Genomic DNA, 20,736 nt, shown 5'->3' with positions numbered 1-20,736 from the left:
GGCCGGACGCCGCTCGGGGCGGTCCAGCCGAGGGCAAGGGCATGGGCGGCGATGGCGGTGCCGCTGGCGTACGTCTCCACGCAGCCGGGCGCGCCGCACGGGCAGCGCGGTCCGTCGAGGTCCACGGTGATGTGGCCGATGTGGCCGGCGTTGCCCGTCCGGCCGCCGTGCACCCGGCCGTCCAGGACGAGCCCGCCGCCCACCCCGGTGGAGACCACCATGCACAGGGCGTTGGCCACGCCGCGCGCCGCGCCGAGCCAGTGTTCGGCGGCGGTCATCGCCACCGCGTCCCCGACGAGCACGGGCCGGACGCCGGCCGGCACCGCCGGGTGCGTACGCACCAGCTCGACCAGCGGGAAGCCGCGCCAGGCCGGGATGTTGACCGGGCTGACGGTGCCCGCCGCGGCGTCCACCGGACCCGCGCTGGCTATGCCGAAGCAGCTGAGGTCCGCCCAGGCCGGATGGGCCGCCAGCTCGTCCTGCACGGCCGTGACGGCGGCGGCCAGCTCCTCGGCCGGCCGCCGCGCGGGAGTGGCGCGCTGGGCCCGCGCGACCAGGTGGCCGTCCTCGTCGACGAGCGCTCCGGCGATCTTCGTCCCGCCGATGTCAAGTGCTCCGTACACCATCTCGTTCCGCCCTTTCCGAGGGAGCGCGCATCGCTCCCCAGCCGTACTCTGCCGCCGCTTGACAACGTTGTCTAGTTCTCCGGTTCAGTTGAGCAAAGGTTTAGTCATGTGCCAGAGAAGAAGTCTTCGCATTTCACGTCCCGCACGAGCGGCCGATGAAATGTGCGCGACACGTCTATTGACATGACTGGAACATCCGGGGCCTCATATGAGGGCGACAGCGGGCCGGAGCGGAAATCCGCAGCACGGCCCGATTCCCCGGCCGGACACGTGACCCCGGCATCCCCGGCACCCCGCTCCGTCAGCCATGCCCCCACCCCGGCCGACAACGTTGTCTCCACCCGAGCGGAGTGCGGCGGACCGGCTCGGCGCGTACGGCCGTGCCCCACCCGACCCCCTTGAGGAGAGCCATGAAGAGACCACCCCGCAACGCCCTGCTCGCCACCGTGGCCACGGTGGTCACCGGGATGGCGGGCGCCCTGCTGTCCCTCCTGGCCCCGGCGGCCACGGCCCAGGCGGCCACCACCGCCGGCACCGGGCTGCACGTCAGCGACGGGCGCCTGTACGAGGCCGACGGCAGCGAGTTCGTGATGCGCGGCGTCAACCACGCCCACGCCTGGTACCCGGACCGGACGGACGCGATCGCCGACATCGCCGCCCGGGGCGCCAACACCGTGCGCGTCGTCCTCGGCAGCGGCGACCGCTGGACGAAGACCAGCGCGTCGGAGGTCTCCTCGCTCATCGCCCGGTGCAAGGCGGCCGAGGTCATCTGCGTCCTGGAGGTCCACGACACCACCGGCTACGGCGAGGACTCCGCCGCCACCTCGCTCGACCGGGCGGCGGACTACTGGATCGGCGTCAAGAGCGCGCTGGTGGGCCAGGAGGACTACGTCGTCGTCAACATCGGCAACGAGCCCTTCGGCAACACCGGCTACGAGCAGTGGACGTCGGCGACCAAGAACGCCATCGGCAAGCTCCGCGCCGCCGGTCTGCGGCACGCCCTGATGGTGGACGCGCCCAACTGGGGCCAGGACTGGTCGGGCACGATGCGCAACAACGCCGCCTCGGTCTTCGCCGCCGACCCGGACCGGAACACCGTCTTCTCCATCCACATGTACGGGGTCTACGACACGGCCGCCGAGGTGCGGGACTACCTGAACCACTTCGTGGACAACCGACTGCCCATCGTGGTCGGCGAGTTCGGCGACGCGCACAGCGACGGCAACCCCGACGAGGACGCCATCATGGCGACCGCCCAGTCGCTCCGGCTCGGCTACCTCGGCTGGTCCTGGAGCGGCAACGGCGGCGGCGTCGAGTATCTGGACCTGGTCAGCGGCTTCGACCCGAACGCGCTGACCGCCTGGGGCGAGCGCCTGTTCCTCGGCAGCGACGGCATCACCGCCACGTCCCGGCGGGCCGCCGTCTACGGTGGCGAACCGGGCGGCGGCGAGGGCGGCGGGGACACCGGCACCGCGCCGAACGGCTACCCGTACTGCGCGAGCGCCTCGTCCGACCCCGACGGCGACGGCTGGGGCTGGGAGAACAACCGGTCCTGTGTCGTCCGGGGCAGCGCGCCGGACACCGGCAGCGGGAACACCGGCACCGCGCCCAACGGCTACCCGTACTGCGCCAGTGCCTCGTCCGACCCCGACGGCGACGGCTGGGGCTGGGAGAACAACCGGTCCTGCGCCGTCCGGGGCAGCGCGGCCGACTTCTGACGGGCGGCCCCGCCGGCCGGTGCGCGGGCACCGGCCGGCGGGGCCGTGCTGGGCAATCGAGGCAACCTGCGTCCGGAAGGTGATGGAACCGGCGGATTCGGGAACCCGTTCCGTCGTCCGACTCCGTACGAAAGGTCCGGCCCCATGACCACCGAACAGACCACCGCGCTCGGCCCCGACAGCGACCTCTCCGAGGTCTTCGAACTCGCCCAGCAGCTCCGGGTGGACTCGGTGCGCGCCAGCACCTCGGCCGGCTCCGGGCACCCCACGTCCAGCCTGTCCGCCGCCGATCTGATGGCCGTCCTCATGACCCGCCATCTGCGCTACGACTGGGACGCCCCCGACAACCCGGCCGGGGACCACCTGATCTTCTCCAAGGGCCACGCCTCGCCGCTGCTCTACGCCATGTTCAAGGCGGCCGGTGCCATCGGCGACAAGGAGCTGATGACGACGTACCGCCGCTTCGGCCACCGGCTCCAGGGCCACCCCACGCCCGAGCTGCCCTGGGTGGACGTGGCCACCGGTTCGCTGGGCCAGGGCATCGCGTACGGCGTGGGCATCGCGCTCGCCGGACGGGACCTGGAGAAGCAGCCGTACCGGGTCTGGGTGCTGTGCGGCGACAGCGAGATGGCCGAGGGGTCCGTGTGGGAGGCCCTGGACAAGGCCGGGCAGCACAGGCTCGGCAACTTCACCGCGATCATCGACGTGAACCGGCTCGGCCAGTCCGGCCCCACCGAGCTGGAATGGGACACCGACGCCTACGCCCGCCGCGTCGAGGCGTTCGGCTGCCGCGCCCTCGTCGTGGACGGCCACGACCTGAGCGCCGTGGACCGGGCCCTGACAACCGCGGCGGACGGCAGCGCGCCCACCGTGATCGTGGCGAGGACGGTCAAGGGGCGCGGGGTGAGCGAGGTCGCCGACAAGGAGGGCTGGCACGGCAAGCCGCTCCCCGAGGACCTGGCCGCCCGCGCGGTCGAGGAGCTGGGCGGGGTCCGCGATCTGCGGGTGACGGGCCCCCGGCCGCCGCAGGCCGCGCCGGCCCCCGCGCGCGGCGGCGGGAGTGTGGAGCTGCCGCGCTTCGAGAAGGGCGAGGCGGTCGCCACCCGCGTCGCGTTCGGGAAGGCGCTGGTCGCGCTCGGGGTGCGGCCGGAGGTCGTCGCCCTGGACGCGGAGGTGGGCAACTCCACGCACTCCGAGGACTTCGCGAAGGCGTACCCGGAGCGGTTCTTCCAGACGTACATCGCCGAGCAGCAGATGGTCGCCGAGGCGGTGGGCATGGCGGTGCGCGGCTTCCGCCCGTACGCCACCACCTTCGCCGCGTTCCTGCCCCGCGCGCACGACTTCATCCGCATGGCCGCCGTCTCGGACGTCACGCTGGCGCTGTGCGGCACCCACAGCGGGGTGGAGATCGGCGCGGACGGTCCCTCGCAGATGGGCGTCGAGGACCTGGCCATGATGCGCGCGGTGCGCGGCTCGACCGTGCTCTACCCGAGCGACGCCACCTCGGCGGCGGCCCTGACCGTGGCGATGGCCGACATCGACGGCATCTCGTACCTGCGCACCACGCGCGGCGCCTACCCGGTGCTGTACGGGAGCGAGGAGACGTTCCCGGTGGGCGGCTCCAAGACGCTGCGCCGCGGCGACGACGACCGGGTCACCCTGGTCAGTGCCGGGGTCACGCTGCACGAGTGCCTGGCCGCCGCCGACCTGCTGGCCGAGCGGGGCGTGGCGGCCCGCGTCATCGACCTGTACTCGGTGAAGCCGCTGGACGCCGAGGCGCTGGTGGAGGCGGCCCGGGACACCGGGGCGCTGGTGGTGGCCGAGGACCACCACCCGGAGGGCGGGATCGGTGAGGCGGTGCTGTCCGCGCTCGCCGCGGCGGGCAGCTGTCCGGCGTTCGCGCACCTCGCCGGGGACAACCTGCCGGGGTCCGGAACCACGAGCGAGCTGCTGGACGCGGCGGGCATCTCCCGCACCCACATCGCGGACGCGGCCCACCGCCTCGTCGGTTAGGGCCGGCGCATCTCGGTGGTGAGGGCCCAGCGTTCGTGGTCGCGCCAGGCTCCGTCGATGTGGAGGAAGTCCGGCGAGAAGCCCTCGCGGCGGAAGCCGGCCCGGCGTACGAGGGCGAGTGAACCCTCGTTGCCGGGCTGGATGTTGGCCTCCAGGCGGTGCAGGCCGAGGGGGCCGAAGGCGTGGTCGGTGACGAGGGCGAGCCCTTCGCTCATGAGGCCGCGCCCGGCCGCGTGGGCGAAGGCCCCGTATCCGAGGGCGCCGCAGCGAAAGGACCCGGCGACGATGTTGTTGATGTTGACGAACCCGGCGATGGACCCGTCCCGTTCGCAGACGAGGAAGCCCGCGCGTGCCGGGTCGTCGATGAGGGCGCCCGCGTAGGCGGCGTAGGTCTCGGGGCAGGTGGGCGGGAACAGCCAGGGCCGGTGCAGTGCGCGGCTCTCCCGGGCCCGGGCGGTGAACTCGTCGGCGTCGCCGGGGGTGAAGGGCCGGACCGCCGTGCGCGGCCCCTCGGCGAGAAAGCGGGTGTCGGACATCGCCCCAGCGTAGGACGGCCGCACGGGCGGGGCCGGCCGGTTCCGCCCGCGCGGCCGTCCGGCGCTACCTGCTGCGCCTGCGGAAGACGTACGCGCCGCAGGCCATGCCCGCGACGAACATCACTACCAGCCACACGTAGAGCGGCGCCGTCACCAGCGGCACGAGGAGGCGGACCTCGACGTCCTTGGTGTTCTCCACGATGAACACGATCGACAGGACCGCGACCACGAGGACGAGGATGCGGGCCGGGGTGAAGGGCCCGCTGCCGCTCCTCCCGCTGCTCGATACGTCCTTGGGGCTCATGGGCAGCCCCTTTCCCGGCCCGGTGGGGCCGTCGCCCAGGGGCTCCAGGATGGTGCCGGGCCTGCTCGCGGGGCCGAAGATGTTCGGCCGTTCGGGTGAGGGGGTGCGGGACGGGGCGGGTCAGCGCAGTGCGGGCACTTCGGCGGTGAGGGTGGCGGGGCCGCCGTCCGCCGGGGCGTCCAGCACGGCCGGGACGCCGAGCGGGATGGTGAGCCCGGTCGGGCCGTGCCCGAAGCCCAGTTCCTCGGCGACCGGGACGCCCAGGGGCCCGAGCCGGTCGGCGAGCACCGCCCGTACCCCCGCGTACGGCCCGCACCCGGCCCAGGAGCCGCAGGCGACCCCGGCGACGCCGTCCAGTGCCCCGGACCGCAGCAGCTGGGTGAGGATGCGGTCCAGGCTGTACGGGTCCTCGCCGGTGTCCTCGATGACGAGCAGCCCGCCCCGGCCGGAGGTGCGGCCGTGCGGGGTGCCCAGGTCGGCGGCGAGGAGGCTGACGCAGCCGCCGTACGTGATGCCGCGCGCCCGGCCGGGCACCAGCGCCCGGGCGTCCTCCAGGCCCAGGGTCCGTACGGTCTCGGGTGCGAACAGCGTGGCGCGCAGGGACTCCTGGGTGCGCGGGTCCTTCAGGAAGGTGTCGGTGCCCACCATGGGCCCGTGCAGGGTCGCGGTCCCGGTCCGCAGGGCGAACGCCTCGTGCAGCACGGTGACGTCGCTGTAGCCGACGAACACCTTGGGGCCGGCCGCGCGCATCGCCGCCCAGTCCACCAGGTCGACCATGCGGTGTGCGCCGTAGCCGCCGCGCGCGCAGATCACGGCGTCCACGGACGGGTCGCACCAGGCGTCCTGGAGGTCGCGGGCGCGGGCCTCGTCCGGGCCGGCGAGGTAGTCCAGGTCGCGGTGGGCGTGGAGCGCGTGGGGCGCGGGCACGGGGTCGAGGCCCCAGCCGCGCAGGATGTCGAGGCCGGCCGCCAGCCGGTCGGCGGGGACGGGCCCGCTCGGGGAGACCACGGCGACCCGCGCCCCCGGCCGCAGCCGGGCGGGGCGGGCCAGCGGAGTGAGCGGGGCCCGCCGGGCGTCCGCGAGGGTCACGGCTTCAGCTCCAGGACGGGCACGTCCGGCCGGTCGAAGCCGAACACCTGCGCGTACAGGGAGAGTTCGGACTCCAGCGCGTCGATCATGGTGCTCGCGCGGCGGAAGCCGTGGCCCTCGCCGGGGTAGGTGCGGTACGCGTGCGGGACGCCCCGGCCCTCGACGGCGGCGAGGAACCGTTCGCACTGCACGGGCGGGCAGATGGGGTCGTCCTCGCCCTGGAGCAGCAGGAACGGCGCGGTGAGCCGGTCGGTGCGGTTGACCGGGGAGCGTTCCCGGTAGCGTTCGGGGACTTCGGCCGGCGGGCCGACCAGGGATTCGAGGTAGTGGGACTCGAAGTCGTGGGTCTCCTCGGTGCCCCAGCGGGTCAGATCGAGGACGGGGTAGATGATCGTGCCGCAGGCGTACACGTCGGTGCCGGTGAGGGAGGCGGCGCCGGTCCAGCCGCCGGCGCTGCCGCCCCGGACGGCGAGCCGGTCCGGGTCGGCGGTGCCCTCGGCGGCGAGCGCCCGGGCGACGGCGGCGCAGTCCGCCACGTCCACGACGCCCCACTGCCCGCGCAGCCGGTTGCGGTAGGCGCGGCCGTATCCGGCGGAGCCGCCGTAGTCGACCTCGGCGACGCCGATGCCGCGCGAGGTGAAGTAGGCGATCTCCAGGTCCAGGGCGAGCGAGGGCTGCGCGGTGGGGCCGCCGTGGGCCCAGACGGCGTAGGGCGGCCGTTCGCCCTCGGGGCCGGTGTGGGCGGGGTTGCGCGGCGGGTAGATCCGGGCGTGGATCTCCCGGCCGCCGGGCCCGGTGAAGGTCCGCAGGCTCGGCTCGGGGTAGTACGCCGGGTCGACGGCGTCCTCGTGCGGGGCGCCGATGATGCGGGTGTGGCCGGTCGCGGTGTCGAGTTCGACGATCTCGTAGCCGCTGTGCGGGCTGGCGGCGACGCCGGTGACCCTGCTGCCGCGCACGGTGAGCGTCGGCACCCACGCGGTCCAGGGGCCCGCGACGTCCACGAGTGCGCCGGTCTCCGGGTCGAGGATGCCGAGCGTGGTGGTGCCGGTGCCGTGGAGGGTGGCGATGAGCCCGTTCTCCAGGACACGGAACCAGACGAGCCCGATCTTCCACAGCGGCCCGGCGAACTCCTCCTGCCGCGGGCAGAGTTCCTCCGTCTCACCGCTGTCCGGGTCGAGCCGGTACAGGTTCCACCAGCCGCTGCGGTCGCTCGCCAGGAGCAGCCTGCCGTCACCGGTCCACTGGATCTGCGGCACGGACTCGTCGGGGCCGCCGGCCACGGTGCGTACGTCGTGGAAGGTGCCGTCGTCCGCGACGGTGGCGACGAGGACGTCGGTGCCGTCCCAGGGCATCCGGGGGTGGTCCCAGCCGATCCACGCGGCGCGGCGCCCGTCCGGGGAGAGTTCGGGGGTGGTGACGAACCGGTGCCGTTCGGGGGTGAGTTCGCGGACGGCGGAGCGGTCGCCGGCCGCCGATCCGTCGAGCGGGACGGCGACCGGGACGCGGCGCACCGCGCGCGGCTCCTCACCGGTGAACTCCTCCAGGACGCACCACACCTCGCCGGCCGCGCCCCGGTCGGGGTGCGGGCGCGGGTCGGCCCAGCGCAGTCCGCCGCCGACGCCGGAGACCGGGGTGAGCGGCCAGGGCTCGCGGTCGCCGTCGGGCTCGTGGGCGTAGAGCCGCTGGTCGTCGAAGTGGACGAAGACGATCAGCGGGCCGCCCTCGGCGCGCGGGACGCCGGCCCAGGGCTGTCCGCCGTACTCGATGACGCGGCTGCGCACGTTCCAGGGGGCGGGCAGTTCGGTGGTGGTGCCGTCCTCGGTGCGGCGGACGAGGGCGCGCCGGCCGGCTTCAGCGGGGCGCGGCGCGGTCCACCACAGTTCGTCGCCGACCGCGCCCGCGTATTCGGGGCGGCCGTCGTGGGAGGCGGCGAGCGCGGCGTCGATCGGCGAGTGCCAGCTGCCGTGGGGCTGTGTCGTCGGCATGGGTGCGGGTCTCCCCCCAGCGTGGTTCAGGCGGTGCGCAGGTAGTGGTCCAGGACCCGGACGCCGAAGTGCAGCGCCTCGACGGGGACGCGTTCGTCCACGCCGTGGAAGAGGGCCTGGTAGTCGAAGCCGGCGGGCAGTTTCAGCGGCGAGAAGCCGTAGCCGGTGATGCCGAGCCGGGAGAACTGCTTGGCGTCGGTGCCGCCGGACATGCAGTACGGCACGACGTGCCCGGCCGGGTCGAACCGTTCGACGGCGGCGCGGAGTTTGGCGTACGTGGGTGAGTCCACGGGGGCCTGGAGGGCGGGCTCGCGGTGGTGGAACTCCCAGTCGACGGCGGGGCCGGTGAGCCGGTCCAGGGTGGCGCGGAACTCCTCGTCGCCGCCGGGGACGGTACGGCCGTCGATGTAGGCGGTGGCCCGGCCGGGGATGACGTTGACCTTGTAACCGGCCTCCAGCATCGTCGGGTTGGAGCTGTTGCGGACGGTCGGGGCGACGAGGGCGGCGGCCGGGCCGAGCTTGCCGAGGAGTTCGTCGACGTCGAAGCCGGGGGCGTCGAGGTCGGGGTGGATGCCGTGGAGCGCGGCGATCTCGGTGAGGGCGGCGCGGACGGTGGGCGTGAGGCGGACGGGCCATTCGTGGGCGCCGATCCGGGCGACGGCGGCGGCGAGCGCGGTGACGGCGTTGGCCCGGTTGACCTTGGAGCCGTGGCCGGCGGTGCCGCGCGCGGTGAGCCTGAGCCATCCGGTGCCGCGTTCCCCGGCCGCGATGGGGTAGAGCGGCAGGTTGGGCGCGGCGTGGAAGGTGAAGGCGCCGGACTCGCTGATGCCCTCGGTGCAGCCTTCGAAGAGGTCTGCGTGGCGGTCGGCGAGGAAGCCGGAACCGTCGTCGGCGCTGGCCTCCTCGTCGGCGGTGTAGGCGATGACGATGTCCCGGCGGGGCCGGATGCCGACGCGGGCCCAGTACCGGACGACGGCCAGGACCATCGCGTCCATGTTCTTCATGTCGATGGCGCCGCGCCCCCACACGGTGCCGTCGCGGACCTCGCCGGAGAAGGGGTGGACGGTCCAGTCGGCGGCCTCGGCGGGCACCACGTCGAGGTGGCCGTGGACCAGGAGCGCCGGGGCGGCCGGGTCGGTGCCGGGGATGCGGGCGACGACGTTGGTGCGGCCGGGGGTGCGTTCCAGGAGGGCGGGTTCCAGACCGGTGGCGGCGAGCCGTTCGGCGGTGTACTCGGCGGCGGGGCGTTCGCGGCACTCGCCGTCGCCCCGGTTGGTGGTGTCGATGCGGATCAGTTCGGAGGTGAACGTGACCGCTTCGTCGAGCGCGAGGGCGTCGACGGAGTCCTGGGGGGTGGTCGTCTCAGCCATACTGCTCCTCCACGGCGGACGAGACGATCGTCGTCACCGCCTTGAACGTGCGGATACCTTCGTACATCGTCGCGCTGGTGTAGGAGACCCGCCTCTCGCCGCTCGGGGCGACTCCGGGGACGACGGTGGCCGCCGCGCCGAGGTGTTCGGCGTCGAACTCCAGCTCCACGGTGAACGGTCCGGCCGCGACCGGGGTGCGGCGTCCGGCCAGCGGGACGGCCCGCGCGGCGGCGGCCCGGATGTCGGCGGCGGTACGGGCGGGGGTGCGGCAGACGGCCGCGTACCGCGACACGTGGTCCTTGACGGCGACCTTCCGCGCGTCGGGGGCGTACCCCTCGGCGTCGGCGCAGGTCAGGTCGTCCCCGGTGACGAGGACGACGGGCACGCCGTACTCGGCGGCGACATGGGCGTTGAGCAGGCCCTCGCTGGCGCGTACGCCGTTCAGCCAGACGCCGGTGATGGAGTTGGCGAGGTAGGTGTGGGCGAGGACGCCCTCCGTGCCGGCCCCGGTGTGGTAGCCGACGAAGGCGACCGCGTCCACGTCGCCGTGCTGGATGCCCTCGACCATGCTGAGCGACTTGTGCTTGCCGGTGAGCATCTGGACGCGCTCGTCCATCTGCTCCAGGAGCAGGTTGCGCATGGACCAGTGGGCCTCGTTGACCAGGACCTCGTCCGCTCCCCCGTCGAAGAAGCCGAGGGCGGCGGCGTTGACGTCGGAGGTGAACAGGGAGCGGCACCGCTCCCACTGCGGGGTGCCGGGCAGCACGTCGGCCGGCCAGGTCACGCCGGTGGCGCCTTCCATGTCGGCGCTGACGAGGATCTTCATGCGGCCACACGGTACGCGCCGGGGAACGCGCAGGCCAGGACTATCGGGGACGCCACAGGTCCAGTCCGGTGGCGCCCCCCGGCGGCCGGGCGGGCCGGCGCCGGGGGACGGCGGGAACGGCGGGTGTCAGCCGCGCTCGGCGCCGGCGAGGAGCTTCTCGATCCGGGCGAGTTCCCGGTCGTCGAAGTCCAGGTTGCGGACGGTGGCAACGTTGTTCTCCAGCTGGGCGACGCTGCTCGCGCCGACCACGGCGGAGGTGACGCGGCCGCCGCGCAGCACCCAGGCCAGCGCCAGCTGGGCGAGCGACTGGCCGCGCGCGGCGGCGAGTTCGTTCAGCTCGCGCAGCCGGGACAGCAGGTCCGGGGTGACGGCCTCGGCGGACAGGAACGGGCTGCTGCCGGCGGCCCGGGAGTCCTCCGGGATGCCGTCGAGGTAGCGGTCGGTGAGGATGCCCTGTTCCAGCGGCGAGTAGGCGATGGAGCCGATGCCCAGCTCGTCCAGGGCGTCGAGCAGGCCCTCCTCCGGGCGGCGGTCGAGCATCGAGTAGCGCGGCTGGTGGATGAGGAGCGGGGTGCCCAGGTCCTTGAGGATGCGGGCGGCCTCGCGCGTCTGCTCGGGTGAGTAGTTGGAGACGCCGACGTACAGCGCCTTGCCCTGGCGCACCGCCGCGTCCAGGGCGCCCATGGTCTCCTCGAGCGGGGTCTCGGGGTCGGGCCGGTGCGAGTAGAAGATGTCCACGTAGTCCAGGCCCAGCCGGTTCAGGCTCTGGTCAAGCGAGGCGAGCAGGTTCTTGCGCGAGCCCCACTCCCCGTACGGGCCGTCCCACATCAGGTAGCCGGCCTTGGTGGAGACGACGATCTCGTCCCGGTGGGCGGCGAAGTCGGTGGCGAGCGCCCGGCCCATCGCGGTCTCGGCGGAGCCGGGCGGCGGGCCGTAGTTGTTGGCCAGGTCGAAGTGGGTGATGCCCAGGTCGAAGGCGCGGCGCAGGATCTCGCCCTGCCGCTGCGGCGTCCGGTCCCCGCCGAAGTTGTGCCACAGGCCGAGCGAGAGGGCGGGCAGCTTGAGGCCGCTGCGCCCGGTGCGCCGGTAGGGCATGTGCGCGTAGCGGTCGGCGGACGGGAGGTACATGCGGGACTCCACGGGGAGAGACGTTCCGGTTTCGCCCGGACGGGGGTACGGGCGCCGCTCCCAGGCTCGCTCACTTCGATCCAGCAGTCCAACAGGAGATTCCGCTTGGATTCAGGACCTAGAGTTCTCAATCATGGAGTTGCGTCAGCTGGAACATTTCGTGGCCGTCGCCGAGGAAAGGCATTTCACCCGCGCGGCGGAGCGGGTCGCGGTCTCGCAGTCGGGTCTCTCCGCGTCCGTGCGGGCGCTGGAGCAGGAGCTGCGCACCCCGCTGTTCAGCCGGACCACGCGCAGCGTACGGCTGACCGAGGCGGGGCGCGCCCTGCTGGTCGAGGCCGAACGCACCCTGGCCGGGGTGCGGGCCGCCCGGGAGGCGGTGGACGCGGTACGGGGGCTGCTGCGCGGCACCCTGTCGGTGGGCGTGGAGCAGTGCGTGGCCGGGCTGCGGCTGCCCCGGCTGCTGGCCGCCTTCCGCCGCGCGCACCCGCACATGGACATCCGGCTGCGCCAGGAGGGCACGGCGCGGCTGGTGGACGGGGTGGCGGGCGGGCGGCTGGACATCGCCTTCGCCGCGACCGTGGACCGGGCGGGGTGGCGCGGGGAACTGGTGCCGCTGGCCCGTGAGCCCATGGTGCTGCTGTGCGCGCCGGGCCACCGGCTGGCGGGGGCGGACCGGGCGGGCTGGGCGGAGCTGGCCGGTGAGCCGTTCATCGACTTCCATCCGGACTTCGGGCCGCGCCGGGCGGCCGACGCGGCGTTCACGGCGGCGGGGGCGCGGCGCACGGTGGCCCTGGAGGTGACCGATGTGCACAGCCTGCTGGAGCTGGTGCAGGAGCAGCTGGGCATCGCGCTCGTCCCGCACCACTTCTCGCGCAAGCCGGAGGCGGGCGGTCTGGCGGTGGTGCGGCTCGACGCGGTGGACGAGGCGCGCGGGGCGGGTGAGGGGTGCGCGGCGCGGGTGCCGTACTACGAGAGTGCGGTGGTGCTGCCGGAGGCGCGGGCGATGAGTCCGGGGGCGCGGGCGCTCATGGCGCTGCTGCGGGAGGAACGCGAGGGCTGAGGGCCGGGAGCCGGGGGGTGAGGTCCGGGAGGAGGGGTGGCGCGGCTGGGCGGCTGGGCGGCTGCGCCGCTGCGGTACCGCGCTCCCCCATCTCCCCTCGCCCCCTCCCCCGGCTCCGGCCGGGTCAGTCCGCGGCGAGGACGAACCAGCGCGCCGGCAGGTCGATCCGGGTGCCGTCCGGCAGGTTCTCCGTCTGCGGCAGGACCGTTTCGCCGCTGTCCAGCGTGGAGAGGCCGGCCGCCTTCAGCAGCTCGGGCACCTCCTCCTCGGTGGCGCTCGCCGGTTTCAGCCCGTGCTCGAAGACCCGGCGCAGCTTCGGTCCCGGGCCGTCCGGCCCCTGCGCGGCGCGTTGCAGCACATCCTTGGAGGCGGGGGTCAGCTCGACGACGAAGGCCCGGCCGTGTTCGCCCAGCAGGGTGGCCACGGCGGCGGCGACGGCCGGACGGGCCTCGGGGTCGCTCTGGTGGATCACCGCCCGCATGTACACGTTGGTGTCGCCGATCCGCTCGTGCAGGGCGCGCACGGCCCCGGCGTCCGTGAGGTCGAGCTGTTCGAACTCGGCGACCTGCCCGGTGTCCGCCGCGCGGGCGTGCTCGACCGCGGCGTGCGAGAGGTCCACCCCGATCGCGCGGGGGAAGAGCGTGGCGAGGTGGCGGGTCTGCGTACCGCTGCCGCAGCCGAGGTCCACGACGGGCAGTGCGGTGTCCGCGTGCGGGAGCAGCAGCCGGCTGTGCGGTACGGCGCTCAGGTCGGCGCCCGTGTCCCAGATCGCCTCGCCCGGCTCGTCGGACGTGGCCGCCCAGTAGCCCTCCCACGCGTCGCGGTATCGCTGTGACACACCCATGCGTACTCCCGGTTCCGTCGTACCTGGTTGAACTGCTCAGCCAGGGACTACTGCCCAAAGGGGCGCCGGGGCAAGGGTGCGGAGCGAATACGTGGTCAGTCCTCCTTCGGAAGGCGGGCGTTGACCGGGTAGCGACCCCTGCGCGGGTCGCGGGGCAGGGCCAGTTCGAACCAGACGGTCTTGCCGCGCGCCGTGGCACTGGTGCCCCACTCGCGGGCGAGGCTGCTCACCAGGACGAGTCCCCGGCCGCCCTCGTCGTTCTCGGTGACCCCGAGGAGCGAGGCGGGGGCGGGTTCGTCGTCGCTGACCTCGCAGAGCAGCGCGTCGGTGCGGACCAGCCGGAGGCCGATGTGGTGGGTGCGGCTGTGCTTGAACGCGTTGGTCACCAGCTCGCTGACCATCAGTTCGGCCGCCTCCACCGCGTCCGGCAGGTCCCAGTCGAGCAGTTGGCCGCGCACCAGGCGGCGGGCGCGGGAGACCTCCCGGGGATCGAGGGCCAGCTGCCACTCGGCGACGTCCTCGTCCGCGATGCCGTTGAGGCGGGCCATCAGCAGGGCGACGTCGTCCTTGCGGCCACCGGTGGGGTTCAGGGCGCGGATGATGGTGTCGCAGGCGTCGTCCATCGAGGCGGCGGGATGGGCGGCGGAGGCGCAGAGCGCGGCGAGTCCGGCGCCGATGTCCTGGCCGCGCACCTCGACCAGGCCGTCCGTGCACAGGATCAGCCGGTCGCCGGGGCGCACCCGCACGGTGACGGTCTCGAAGGCGACGCCGCCGACGCCGATCGGTGCCCCGGTCGGCAGGTCGAGCAGTTCGGCCCGGCCGTCCTCCGCCCGGACCAGCACGGGCGGGATGTGACCGGCGTTGGCGACGTGGAGTTCGCCGGCGATGGGGTCGTAGACCGCGTACAGGCAGGTCGCGAGGTACTGCTCGCCCAGGCGCTGCGCCAGGTCGTCCAGGTTGCGCATGAGCTGGGCGGGCGGCAGCTCCATGGTGGCCATGGTCAGGACGGCGGTCCGCAACTGGCCCATCATCGCCGCCGAGTTGAGCCCGTGTCCCATGACGTCGCCGACGACCAGCGCGGTGCGCGAGCCGGGGAGCTTCACCGAGTCGAACCAGTCGCCGCCGATCCGGCCGAGCCGGGTGCCGGGCAGGTAGCGGGTGGCGATGTCGCAGCCGGCCATGCGGGGCTCGACGGTGGGCAGCATGCTGTCTTGGAGCGTGTCGGCGACGTTCTCCTGGTACGTGTACATGCGGGCGTTGTCGAGCACGAGCCCGGCGCGGGCGGCGAGTTCGGCGCCGGTCGTGCGGTCCATGTCGTCGAACCGCTCGCGGCCGGGGCGGCGCATGAGGACCATGAAGCCGAGGACCACGTCGCGGGCCTTGAGCGGGACGATGAGCAGCGAGCGGTGGGTGATCAGCGGGCGCAGGTCCCGCTTCTCGAACTCGCCGGAGATCCGGTTGCTCAGCTCCTCGCTGACGTAGGGCACGATGACCGGTTCGCCGGTGACCATGCACTGGAAGAACGGGGTGTGTTCGGGGAAGGCGATGGACTCGCCGACGGGCACGGTGTCGTCCCAGCGGCCCGGTTCGTCGTTGTGCTCGACCCAGACGCGGTGCCAGATGGTGGTGACGTCGGGCGGTCCGTCGGGGAAACCCTCGCCGGCGAGGACGGCGGCGCGCAGATGCGTGCCGGCGAAGTCGGCGAAGCGGGGGACGGCGGCGCTGGTGACCTCGCGGATGGTGCGTTCGAGGTCGAGGGAGGTGCCGATGCGGCCGCTGACCTCGTTGAGGAATTCCAGCCGTTCGCGGACCGCCGCGTACTCCAGGTCCAGCTCGGGCCGGGGCGCGACGCGTGGGACCGCCGCCTCGCGGGCCGTGTGCGGGTCGTCCGGGGCGGGCAGGGCGCCGGCCCGCTTGGGCACGCCCCAGTCCGGGGTGACGGGGATGCGGTCGTGGTGGCTGAACTCCAGGACCGGGTAGCCCAGTTCGAGGACCTGGGCGACGATCCGGGTGGCCTCCTGGACGCTCATGTTCGGCAGGATCTCCGGGAGCCGGGCGGAGAGTTCCGGGTAGCCGGGGAAGTCGGTGTGCCGGGCGAATCCGGGGGTGACCGTACGGCCGTGCGCCCGGTCCGCGTCGTCGGGGCCGCGCAGGTGGGCGTGGTCGGCGGCGAGCACCAGCAGCCGTTCCGGGCCGGGTCCGACGAGCGGATAGGCCCACCAGAGCACGTCCGCGCGGTCGCCGCCCGGGCGGCGGGCGCGGGCCCGTCCGGCCGCCGGGTAGGCGAAGTCGCCGCCGAGGGAGTCGCCGAGCGCGGGCCCGTACTCCTCCTCCGGCGCCGGCATCGCGCCGTGCGCGGCCAGCGCGCCGGAGACCGGGAGCAGTTCGGCCGCCGGGCAGCCGACCGCGGCCTCGCGGGCGACGCCGAAGAGCTTGCGCGCACCGGTCGACCAGTGCGAGACGCGTCCCTCCGTGTCGACGACGACCACGGCGAGCGGTACCCGGCCCGCCGCGCCGTCGCGCGGCTGTGGTGTCCTCTGCGGCGGCACACCGAGGTCCATGAGGGGGAGGCTCCTTCCTCACCGCGACGTTCCGCGGCGCGTGACTCCACGGTACGGCGCCGCGACCGGCGTCCGCCGGTTATCGGCCCAATCCCCCGAAGGGGTGGTACGCCCCCGCGCGTCGGGGGGCGCAACGCCGCTCCGTGGTCCGGGTGTTCAGTCCTCGTGGCCGAGCTGGAGGTCCCGCTCGGTGCGGCCGCCGCCGGCGACCTGGAGGACGGTGGCGACGGGCGGGTAGCCGGCCGCGATCACGGTGTACTCGCCGGTGGAGAGGTCGATGAACCGGAAGGCGCCGTCGGGGCCGGTGGTGACGGTGTCGACGACGTTGCCGGCCGCGTCGAGCAGGGTGACGCGGGCGTCCTCGACGGGCCGTCCGCCGCCGGCCCGGACGATGCCGCGCAGCACGGCGCCGCCGGCCAGTTCGATGTCCTGCCGGGTCTCCCGGGCCGCCTGCACGCTGACCGGGAGCGCGGCGGGCCGGAACGCCGGGGCGGAGGCGGCGAGGGTGTACTCGCCGGCGACCAGTTCGGTGATCACGTAGCCGCCCTCGCGGCCGCTGCGGGTCGAGGCGACGACCTCGCCGCGCACATCGGTCAGGGTGACGGCCGCGTCGCGCACGGGTGCGCCGTCCGCCGTGAGGACGGTGCCGGCGAGCCGGCCCGCGCCGCCGAGGACGACGTCGAGTTCGACGGGGCGTTCGCCGACGGTGACGCTGACGGCCTGCGGCTGGTGGCCCCCGGCGGCGGCGATCAGGACGTACGAGCCCGCGCCCGGCACGCTGAGCGCGTACCGGCCCTCCTCGCCGCTGGCGCCCCGGCCGATCTGCCGGCCCTGGACGTCGATGAGGGTGAGGGCGGCGCGCGGCACCTTCGTCCCGTCGGAGTGCTGGACGCTGCCGGAGACCGGGACGCCGGAGAGGTAGCCGGCGGAGGGCGCGTGGTCGGTGCGGGCGGCGGGGACGGTGACGGTTTCGGCGGTGCTCCCGGGGGCCGGGGCGGTCGCGGGCGCTGCGGTGGATTCCGGGCTGTGGGACACCAGCGGTTTCTCCTTGAGGAAGAAGGCGAGGACGAGGCCGAGCACGAGGACCGGCACCAGGTAGAGGAAGATCCGGGGCATCGCGTCGGCGTACGCCTGGATGTAGGCGTCCCGCAGGGCGGGTTCCATCGCGTGCACCAGTTGCGGGGTGATCGACTCCGGATCGGGGAGGTCCGCCCCGGAGGGCAGCCGGACGGCGAGCGCGTCGGCCAGCCGGCCGGCGAACAGGGTGCCGAACACGGCGGCGCCGACGCTGCCGCCGATCTGCCGGAAGTAGTTGTTGGCGCTGGTGGCGGTGCCCAGGTCGGCGGGGCGCACGGAGTTCTGCACCGCGAGGACGAGCACCGGCATGACCAGTCCGATGCCGAGGCCGAGCACCGCCTGGGCGACGCTGTACTCCAGGCGTGCGGTGTCGGTCTCCAGCCGGGACAGCAGCCACATGCCCACCGCGGAGACCGCGCTGCCCGCGATGGGGTAGACGCGGTAGCGCCCGGTGCGCGAGATGAGCTGGCCGGAGACGACGGAGGCGCCGACGATGCCGCCCATCATGGGGAGCATCAGCAGCCCGGACTCGGTGGCGGTGGCGCCGTCGACCATCTGGAGGAAGGTGGGCAGATAGCTGGCCGCGCCGAACAGGGCCACGCCGACGACCGCGCCGACCAGGGCGGTGACGTTGAAGATCGAGTCCCGGAACAGCCGCAGCGGGATGATCGGTTCCGCCGCGCGCCGTTCGACGAGCACGAACAGCAGAGTCGTTCCGGCGGCTCCGGCGCCGAGGCCCAGGATGGTGCCCGAGCCCCAGGCGTACTCCGTGCCGCCCCAGCTGGTCAGCAGCACCAGGCAGGTGGAGGCGGCGGCCAGCAGCGCCGCGCCCAGGATGTCGAGCCGGGGCCGCACGGCGGGCCTGGGCAGCTTGAGTACGACGGTGATCACGGCGAGGGTGATCAGGCCGAAGGGCACGTTGATGTAGAAGCACCAGCGCCAGGAGGCGTGGTCGGTGAAGAAGCCGCCGAGCAGCGGCCCGGCCACCGAGGCGAGGCCGAAGGCCGCACCGATCAGGCCCATGAACCGGCCCCGCTCACGGGGCGGGACCACGTCGGCGATGATCGCCTGGACGCCGATCATCAGCCCGCCGCCGCCGACGCCCTGGAGCGCCCGGAACGCGATCAGCTGGTCCATCGTGCGCGACCAGCCGGCCAGCGCGGAGCCGGCGACGAAGACGACGATGGCGAACTGGAAGACGCCCTTGCGGCCGAAGAGGTCGCCGAGCTTCCCGTAGACCGGCAGGCCGATGGTGGAGGCCAGCAGGTAGGCGGTGACCGCCCAGGACATCTTCTCCAGGCCGTGCAGCTCGCCGACGATCTTCGGGAGCGCGGTGGCCACGATCATCTGGTCGAGCGCCGCGAGCAGGAGCGTGAGCATCAGCCCGACGAAGACCAGCCGGATGCGGCGCGGGTCCGTCGCGGTCCCGCCGTCCGGCCCTTCGGGAGCGGTCCCGCCGTCCGGCTCCCCGGGAACGGTCCCGTCCGGGACGTTGCCGCGAGCGGCGGGCGGCGGCGGGGAGGGTGGCGGGGCGGTCCCGGACGCCTCGTCGGCGTCCCCCGGGCCCCCCGGCTCGTCCTCCAGCAGTGTGATCCCACCCACCACGTCCCGCTCCCCTCGTCGTGCTGCCGCACATTTCTCGCATCGTGCGACAAGTGAGGGCAAACGCGGAGGGGGGCGCCGGCGGCGCACTCAGGGGGCGTATCCCCCGGTCGGAGGTAGTACGGCGCACAACCACCCGGCCGCCAAAGACCACCCGAACCGGTGAGGCCGGAGGTGCGGGCGGGACCGGCCGGCCCCGGTCCGCACCACCGGCCCCGGGGTCAGTTCTCGACCTTGGCGGCGAGGTTCTGGAGCAGTTCGTCGTAAATGCGGGCGAGGCCCTTGGGCGCGAAGGTCCGCTCGAAGAAGCCGCCGACGCCCCCGGCGCCGTTCCACACGGTCGCGACGACGACCCTGGAGCGGCCCTCGCCGGCCGGGGTGACGGTCCAGGTGGTGACCATCGAGGAGTTGCGGTCCTTCTCCACGAGCTGTCCGTCGGACGGCTCGGTGACGTCGAGCAGGCAGTCGCGGACCCGCTTGCTGGTGGCCTGGAGCTTCCAGTGGACGAGGGTGCCCTCGCCGTCGCCGCCCTCGCGCACCTCGTACTCGCTGAAGTGGACGGGCAGCACGGCGCCGCGGACGTCCTTGTAGTCGGCCAGGGCGTCGAACACCGCCTCCGCGTCCGCCGCGATGGTCCGCTCCGTGGTGGCCTCGACCTGCGCCATGGCTGTTCCTCCAGCACTCGGTTGTTCGGGGGTGTGCTGAGCCAACCACCTCGGGGGACGGGCACCAAATCCGGCCCGGGAGGAGGTCCGGGAGGAAGTCGGGAAGAAGGGAAAAAACGATCATGGGAACACGTGTTCTATTCTCGGTCGGGAACTACCGAGGAGGCATCCATGCGCTGGAACCATCTGGCCGAAGACCGCGCCGACCACCCCACGGGCGGTACGGGTGCGCTCTTCGCCGCCGACGCGGTGACGACGCGGACCTTCGACACCCCCGAGTTCCGGGGCATCACCTTCCACGAGGTCCGGGCCCGGTCGATCGTGAACCGGGTGCCCGGCGCCTCACGGATGCCGTTCGAGTGGACGGTGAACCCGTACCGGGGCTGCACCCACGCCTGTGTCTACTGTTTCGCGCGCAAGACGCACAGCTATCTGGACCTGGACACCGGGATCGGCTTCGACTCGCAGATCGTCGTCAAGGTCAACGCCCCCGAACTGGTCCGCCGCGAGATCGCCTCACCGCGCTGGCACGGCGCGCACGTCGCGATGGGCACCAACGTGGACTGCTACCAGCGGGCGGAGGGCCGCTACCGGCTGATGCCCGGCATCCTGAGCGCCCTGCGCGACCACGCCAACCCGTTCTCCATCCTGACCAAGGGCACGCTGATCCTGCGCGACCTGGAGCTGCTGCGGCAGTCCGCCGAGGTCACCGAGGTCGGCGTCTCGGTCTCGGTGGGCTTCGTCGACCCCGAGCTGTGGCGCACCGTGGAGCCCGGCACGCCCTCGCCCGAGCGCCGGCTCGACGTCGTACGGAAGCTGAGCGAGGCCGGCATCGGCTGCGGGGTCCTGATGGCGCCGGTCGTCCCGTACCTGGGCGACAGCCCCGAGCAGCTGCGGGCGACCGTCCGCGCGATCGCCGCCGCCGGCGCCACCTCGGTGACCCCGCTCGTCCTGCACCTGCGCCCCGGCGCCCGAGAGTGGTTCACGCAGTGGCTGGGCCACCACCACCCGCACCTCGTACGGCGCTACGAGCGGCTGTACGCGGACGGCGCCTACGCGCCCACCTGGTACCAGCGCCGCATCACCCGGTACGTCCACGAGCTGGCCGCCGAGTACGGCATCGGGCCCGCCGACCGGGGCACGCCGCGCCGGCTCCCCCGGCGCGAGCCGCGCCCGCCGCTCGACGACTCCGAGCCCACCCAGCTCACCCTCCTGTGAACCCGCGCCCGGCCGCGCCGCGCGCAAACGGGTCAACTCTCCGCACAACGGGACCTTCCGGCGGGTAATGCGGGGAACATGCGGCGGGGGCTGCGTCCCGCGCAGCCGTGTTTC

The 20,736-nt window shown here is 73.8% G+C and carries 16 protein-coding genes; 4 read left to right on the top strand and 12 right to left on the bottom strand.

The features are described 5' to 3' along the window. Positions 1–626: ROK family protein (locus MHW47_RS07700; RefSeq protein WP_239221884.1), on the bottom strand; the 626-nt coding region annotated here is incomplete at its 3' end. Positions 627–1,036: 410 nt separating this feature from the next. Here MHW47_RS07700 and MHW47_RS07695 point away from each other — a divergent pair. Next, positions 1,037–2,344 carry a cellulase family glycosylhydrolase gene (locus MHW47_RS07695; protein WP_374230062.1) on the top strand — a complete coding sequence of 436 codons (1,308 nt, stop codon included), beginning with the start codon at positions 1,037–1,039 and terminating at the stop codon, positions 2,342–2,344. A gap of 144 nt (positions 2,345–2,488) precedes the next feature. Further along, positions 2,489–4,357, top strand: a complete 1,869-nt coding sequence (locus MHW47_RS07685; RefSeq protein ID WP_239221883.1) for a transketolase — start codon at positions 2,489–2,491, stop codon at positions 4,355–4,357. Here the strand turns inward: MHW47_RS07685 and MHW47_RS07680 are convergent. The 7 genes from MHW47_RS07680 to MHW47_RS07650 all read right to left on the bottom strand — a co-directional run bounded on the left by MHW47_RS07680 (position 4,354) and on the right by MHW47_RS07650 (position 11,595). After that, entirely contained in the window at positions 4,354–4,893 is a 540-nt protein-coding gene (locus MHW47_RS07680) for a GNAT family N-acetyltransferase (protein WP_239221882.1), read from the bottom strand. The genes MHW47_RS07685 and MHW47_RS07680 overlap by 4 nt on opposite strands. Positions 4,894–4,957: 64 nt before the next feature. Next, a complete protein-coding gene (locus tag MHW47_RS07675; protein WP_239221881.1) occupies positions 4,958–5,197 on the bottom strand; it encodes a DUF1049 domain-containing protein in 240 nt (79 codons plus the stop codon). Positions 5,198–5,317: 120 nt separating this feature from the next. Next, positions 5,318–6,286: an LD-carboxypeptidase gene (locus MHW47_RS07670; protein ID WP_239221880.1), complete on the bottom strand. Its 969-nt coding sequence runs from the start codon at positions 6,284–6,286 to the stop codon at positions 5,318–5,320. Further along, complete coding sequence (locus MHW47_RS07665) at positions 6,283–8,271, bottom strand: prolyl oligopeptidase family serine peptidase (RefSeq protein WP_239221879.1); 1,989 nt, start codon at positions 8,269–8,271, stop codon at positions 6,283–6,285. Before MHW47_RS07665 ends, MHW47_RS07670 begins: the two co-directional genes overlap by 4 nt. 26 nt (positions 8,272–8,297) lie before the next feature. Next, the gene (locus MHW47_RS07660; protein ID WP_239221878.1) at positions 8,298–9,641 is read right to left on the bottom strand and encodes a M20/M25/M40 family metallo-hydrolase; all 1,344 of its coding nucleotides are present in this window, start codon (positions 9,639–9,641) and stop codon (positions 8,298–8,300) included. Further along, positions 9,634–10,467, bottom strand: a complete 834-nt coding sequence (locus MHW47_RS07655; RefSeq protein WP_239221877.1) for a M55 family metallopeptidase — start codon at positions 10,465–10,467, stop codon at positions 9,634–9,636. Before MHW47_RS07655 ends, MHW47_RS07660 begins: the two co-directional genes overlap by 8 nt. Positions 10,468–10,593: 126 nt before the next feature. Then, the gene (locus MHW47_RS07650) at positions 10,594–11,595 is read right to left on the bottom strand and encodes an aldo/keto reductase (protein ID WP_239221876.1); all 1,002 of its coding nucleotides are present in this window, start codon (positions 11,593–11,595) and stop codon (positions 10,594–10,596) included. Between the two features lie 133 nt (positions 11,596–11,728). Here MHW47_RS07650 and MHW47_RS07645 point away from each other — a divergent pair, with 133 nt between their 5' ends. After that, complete coding sequence (locus tag MHW47_RS07645) at positions 11,729–12,655, top strand: LysR family transcriptional regulator (RefSeq protein ID WP_239221875.1); 927 nt, start codon at positions 11,729–11,731, stop codon at positions 12,653–12,655. Positions 12,656–12,779: 124 nt separating this feature from the next. On the opposite strand, the gene MHW47_RS07640 is transcribed toward MHW47_RS07645, so the two are convergent. The 4 genes from MHW47_RS07640 to MHW47_RS07625 form a co-directional block, all read right to left on the bottom strand. After that, complete coding sequence (locus MHW47_RS07640) at positions 12,780–13,499, bottom strand: class I SAM-dependent methyltransferase (protein ID WP_239221874.1); 720 nt, start codon at positions 13,497–13,499, stop codon at positions 12,780–12,782. A 95-nt stretch (positions 13,500–13,594) separates the two neighbouring features. Continuing rightward, positions 13,595–16,060 carry a SpoIIE family protein phosphatase gene (locus tag MHW47_RS07635; RefSeq protein WP_239221873.1) on the bottom strand — a complete coding sequence of 822 codons (2,466 nt, stop codon included), beginning with the start codon at positions 16,058–16,060 and terminating at the stop codon, positions 13,595–13,597. Positions 16,061–16,216: 156 nt separating this feature from the next. Next, positions 16,217–18,742, bottom strand: coding sequence for an MFS transporter (locus MHW47_RS07630; protein WP_239221872.1), 2,526 nt, complete (start codon positions 18,740–18,742; stop codon positions 16,217–16,219). A gap of 218 nt (positions 18,743–18,960) precedes the next feature. Continuing rightward, positions 18,961–19,404, bottom strand: coding sequence for an SRPBCC family protein (locus MHW47_RS07625; protein WP_239221871.1), 444 nt, complete (start codon positions 19,402–19,404; stop codon positions 18,961–18,963). Positions 19,405–19,575: 171 nt separating this feature from the next. Here MHW47_RS07625 and MHW47_RS07620 point away from each other — a divergent pair, with 171 nt between their 5' ends. Then, entirely contained in the window at positions 19,576–20,622 is a 1,047-nt protein-coding gene (locus tag MHW47_RS07620) for an Rv2578c family radical SAM protein (RefSeq protein WP_239221870.1), read from the top strand. Positions 20,623–20,736: the final 114 nt, after the last annotated feature.

This window comes from Streptomyces sp. OfavH-34-F, assembly GCF_022347745.1.
Taxonomy (GTDB): Bacteria; Actinomycetota; Actinomycetes; order Streptomycetales; family Streptomycetaceae; genus Streptomyces.
This window is presented reverse-complemented; position numbering and strand designations above follow the sequence as displayed.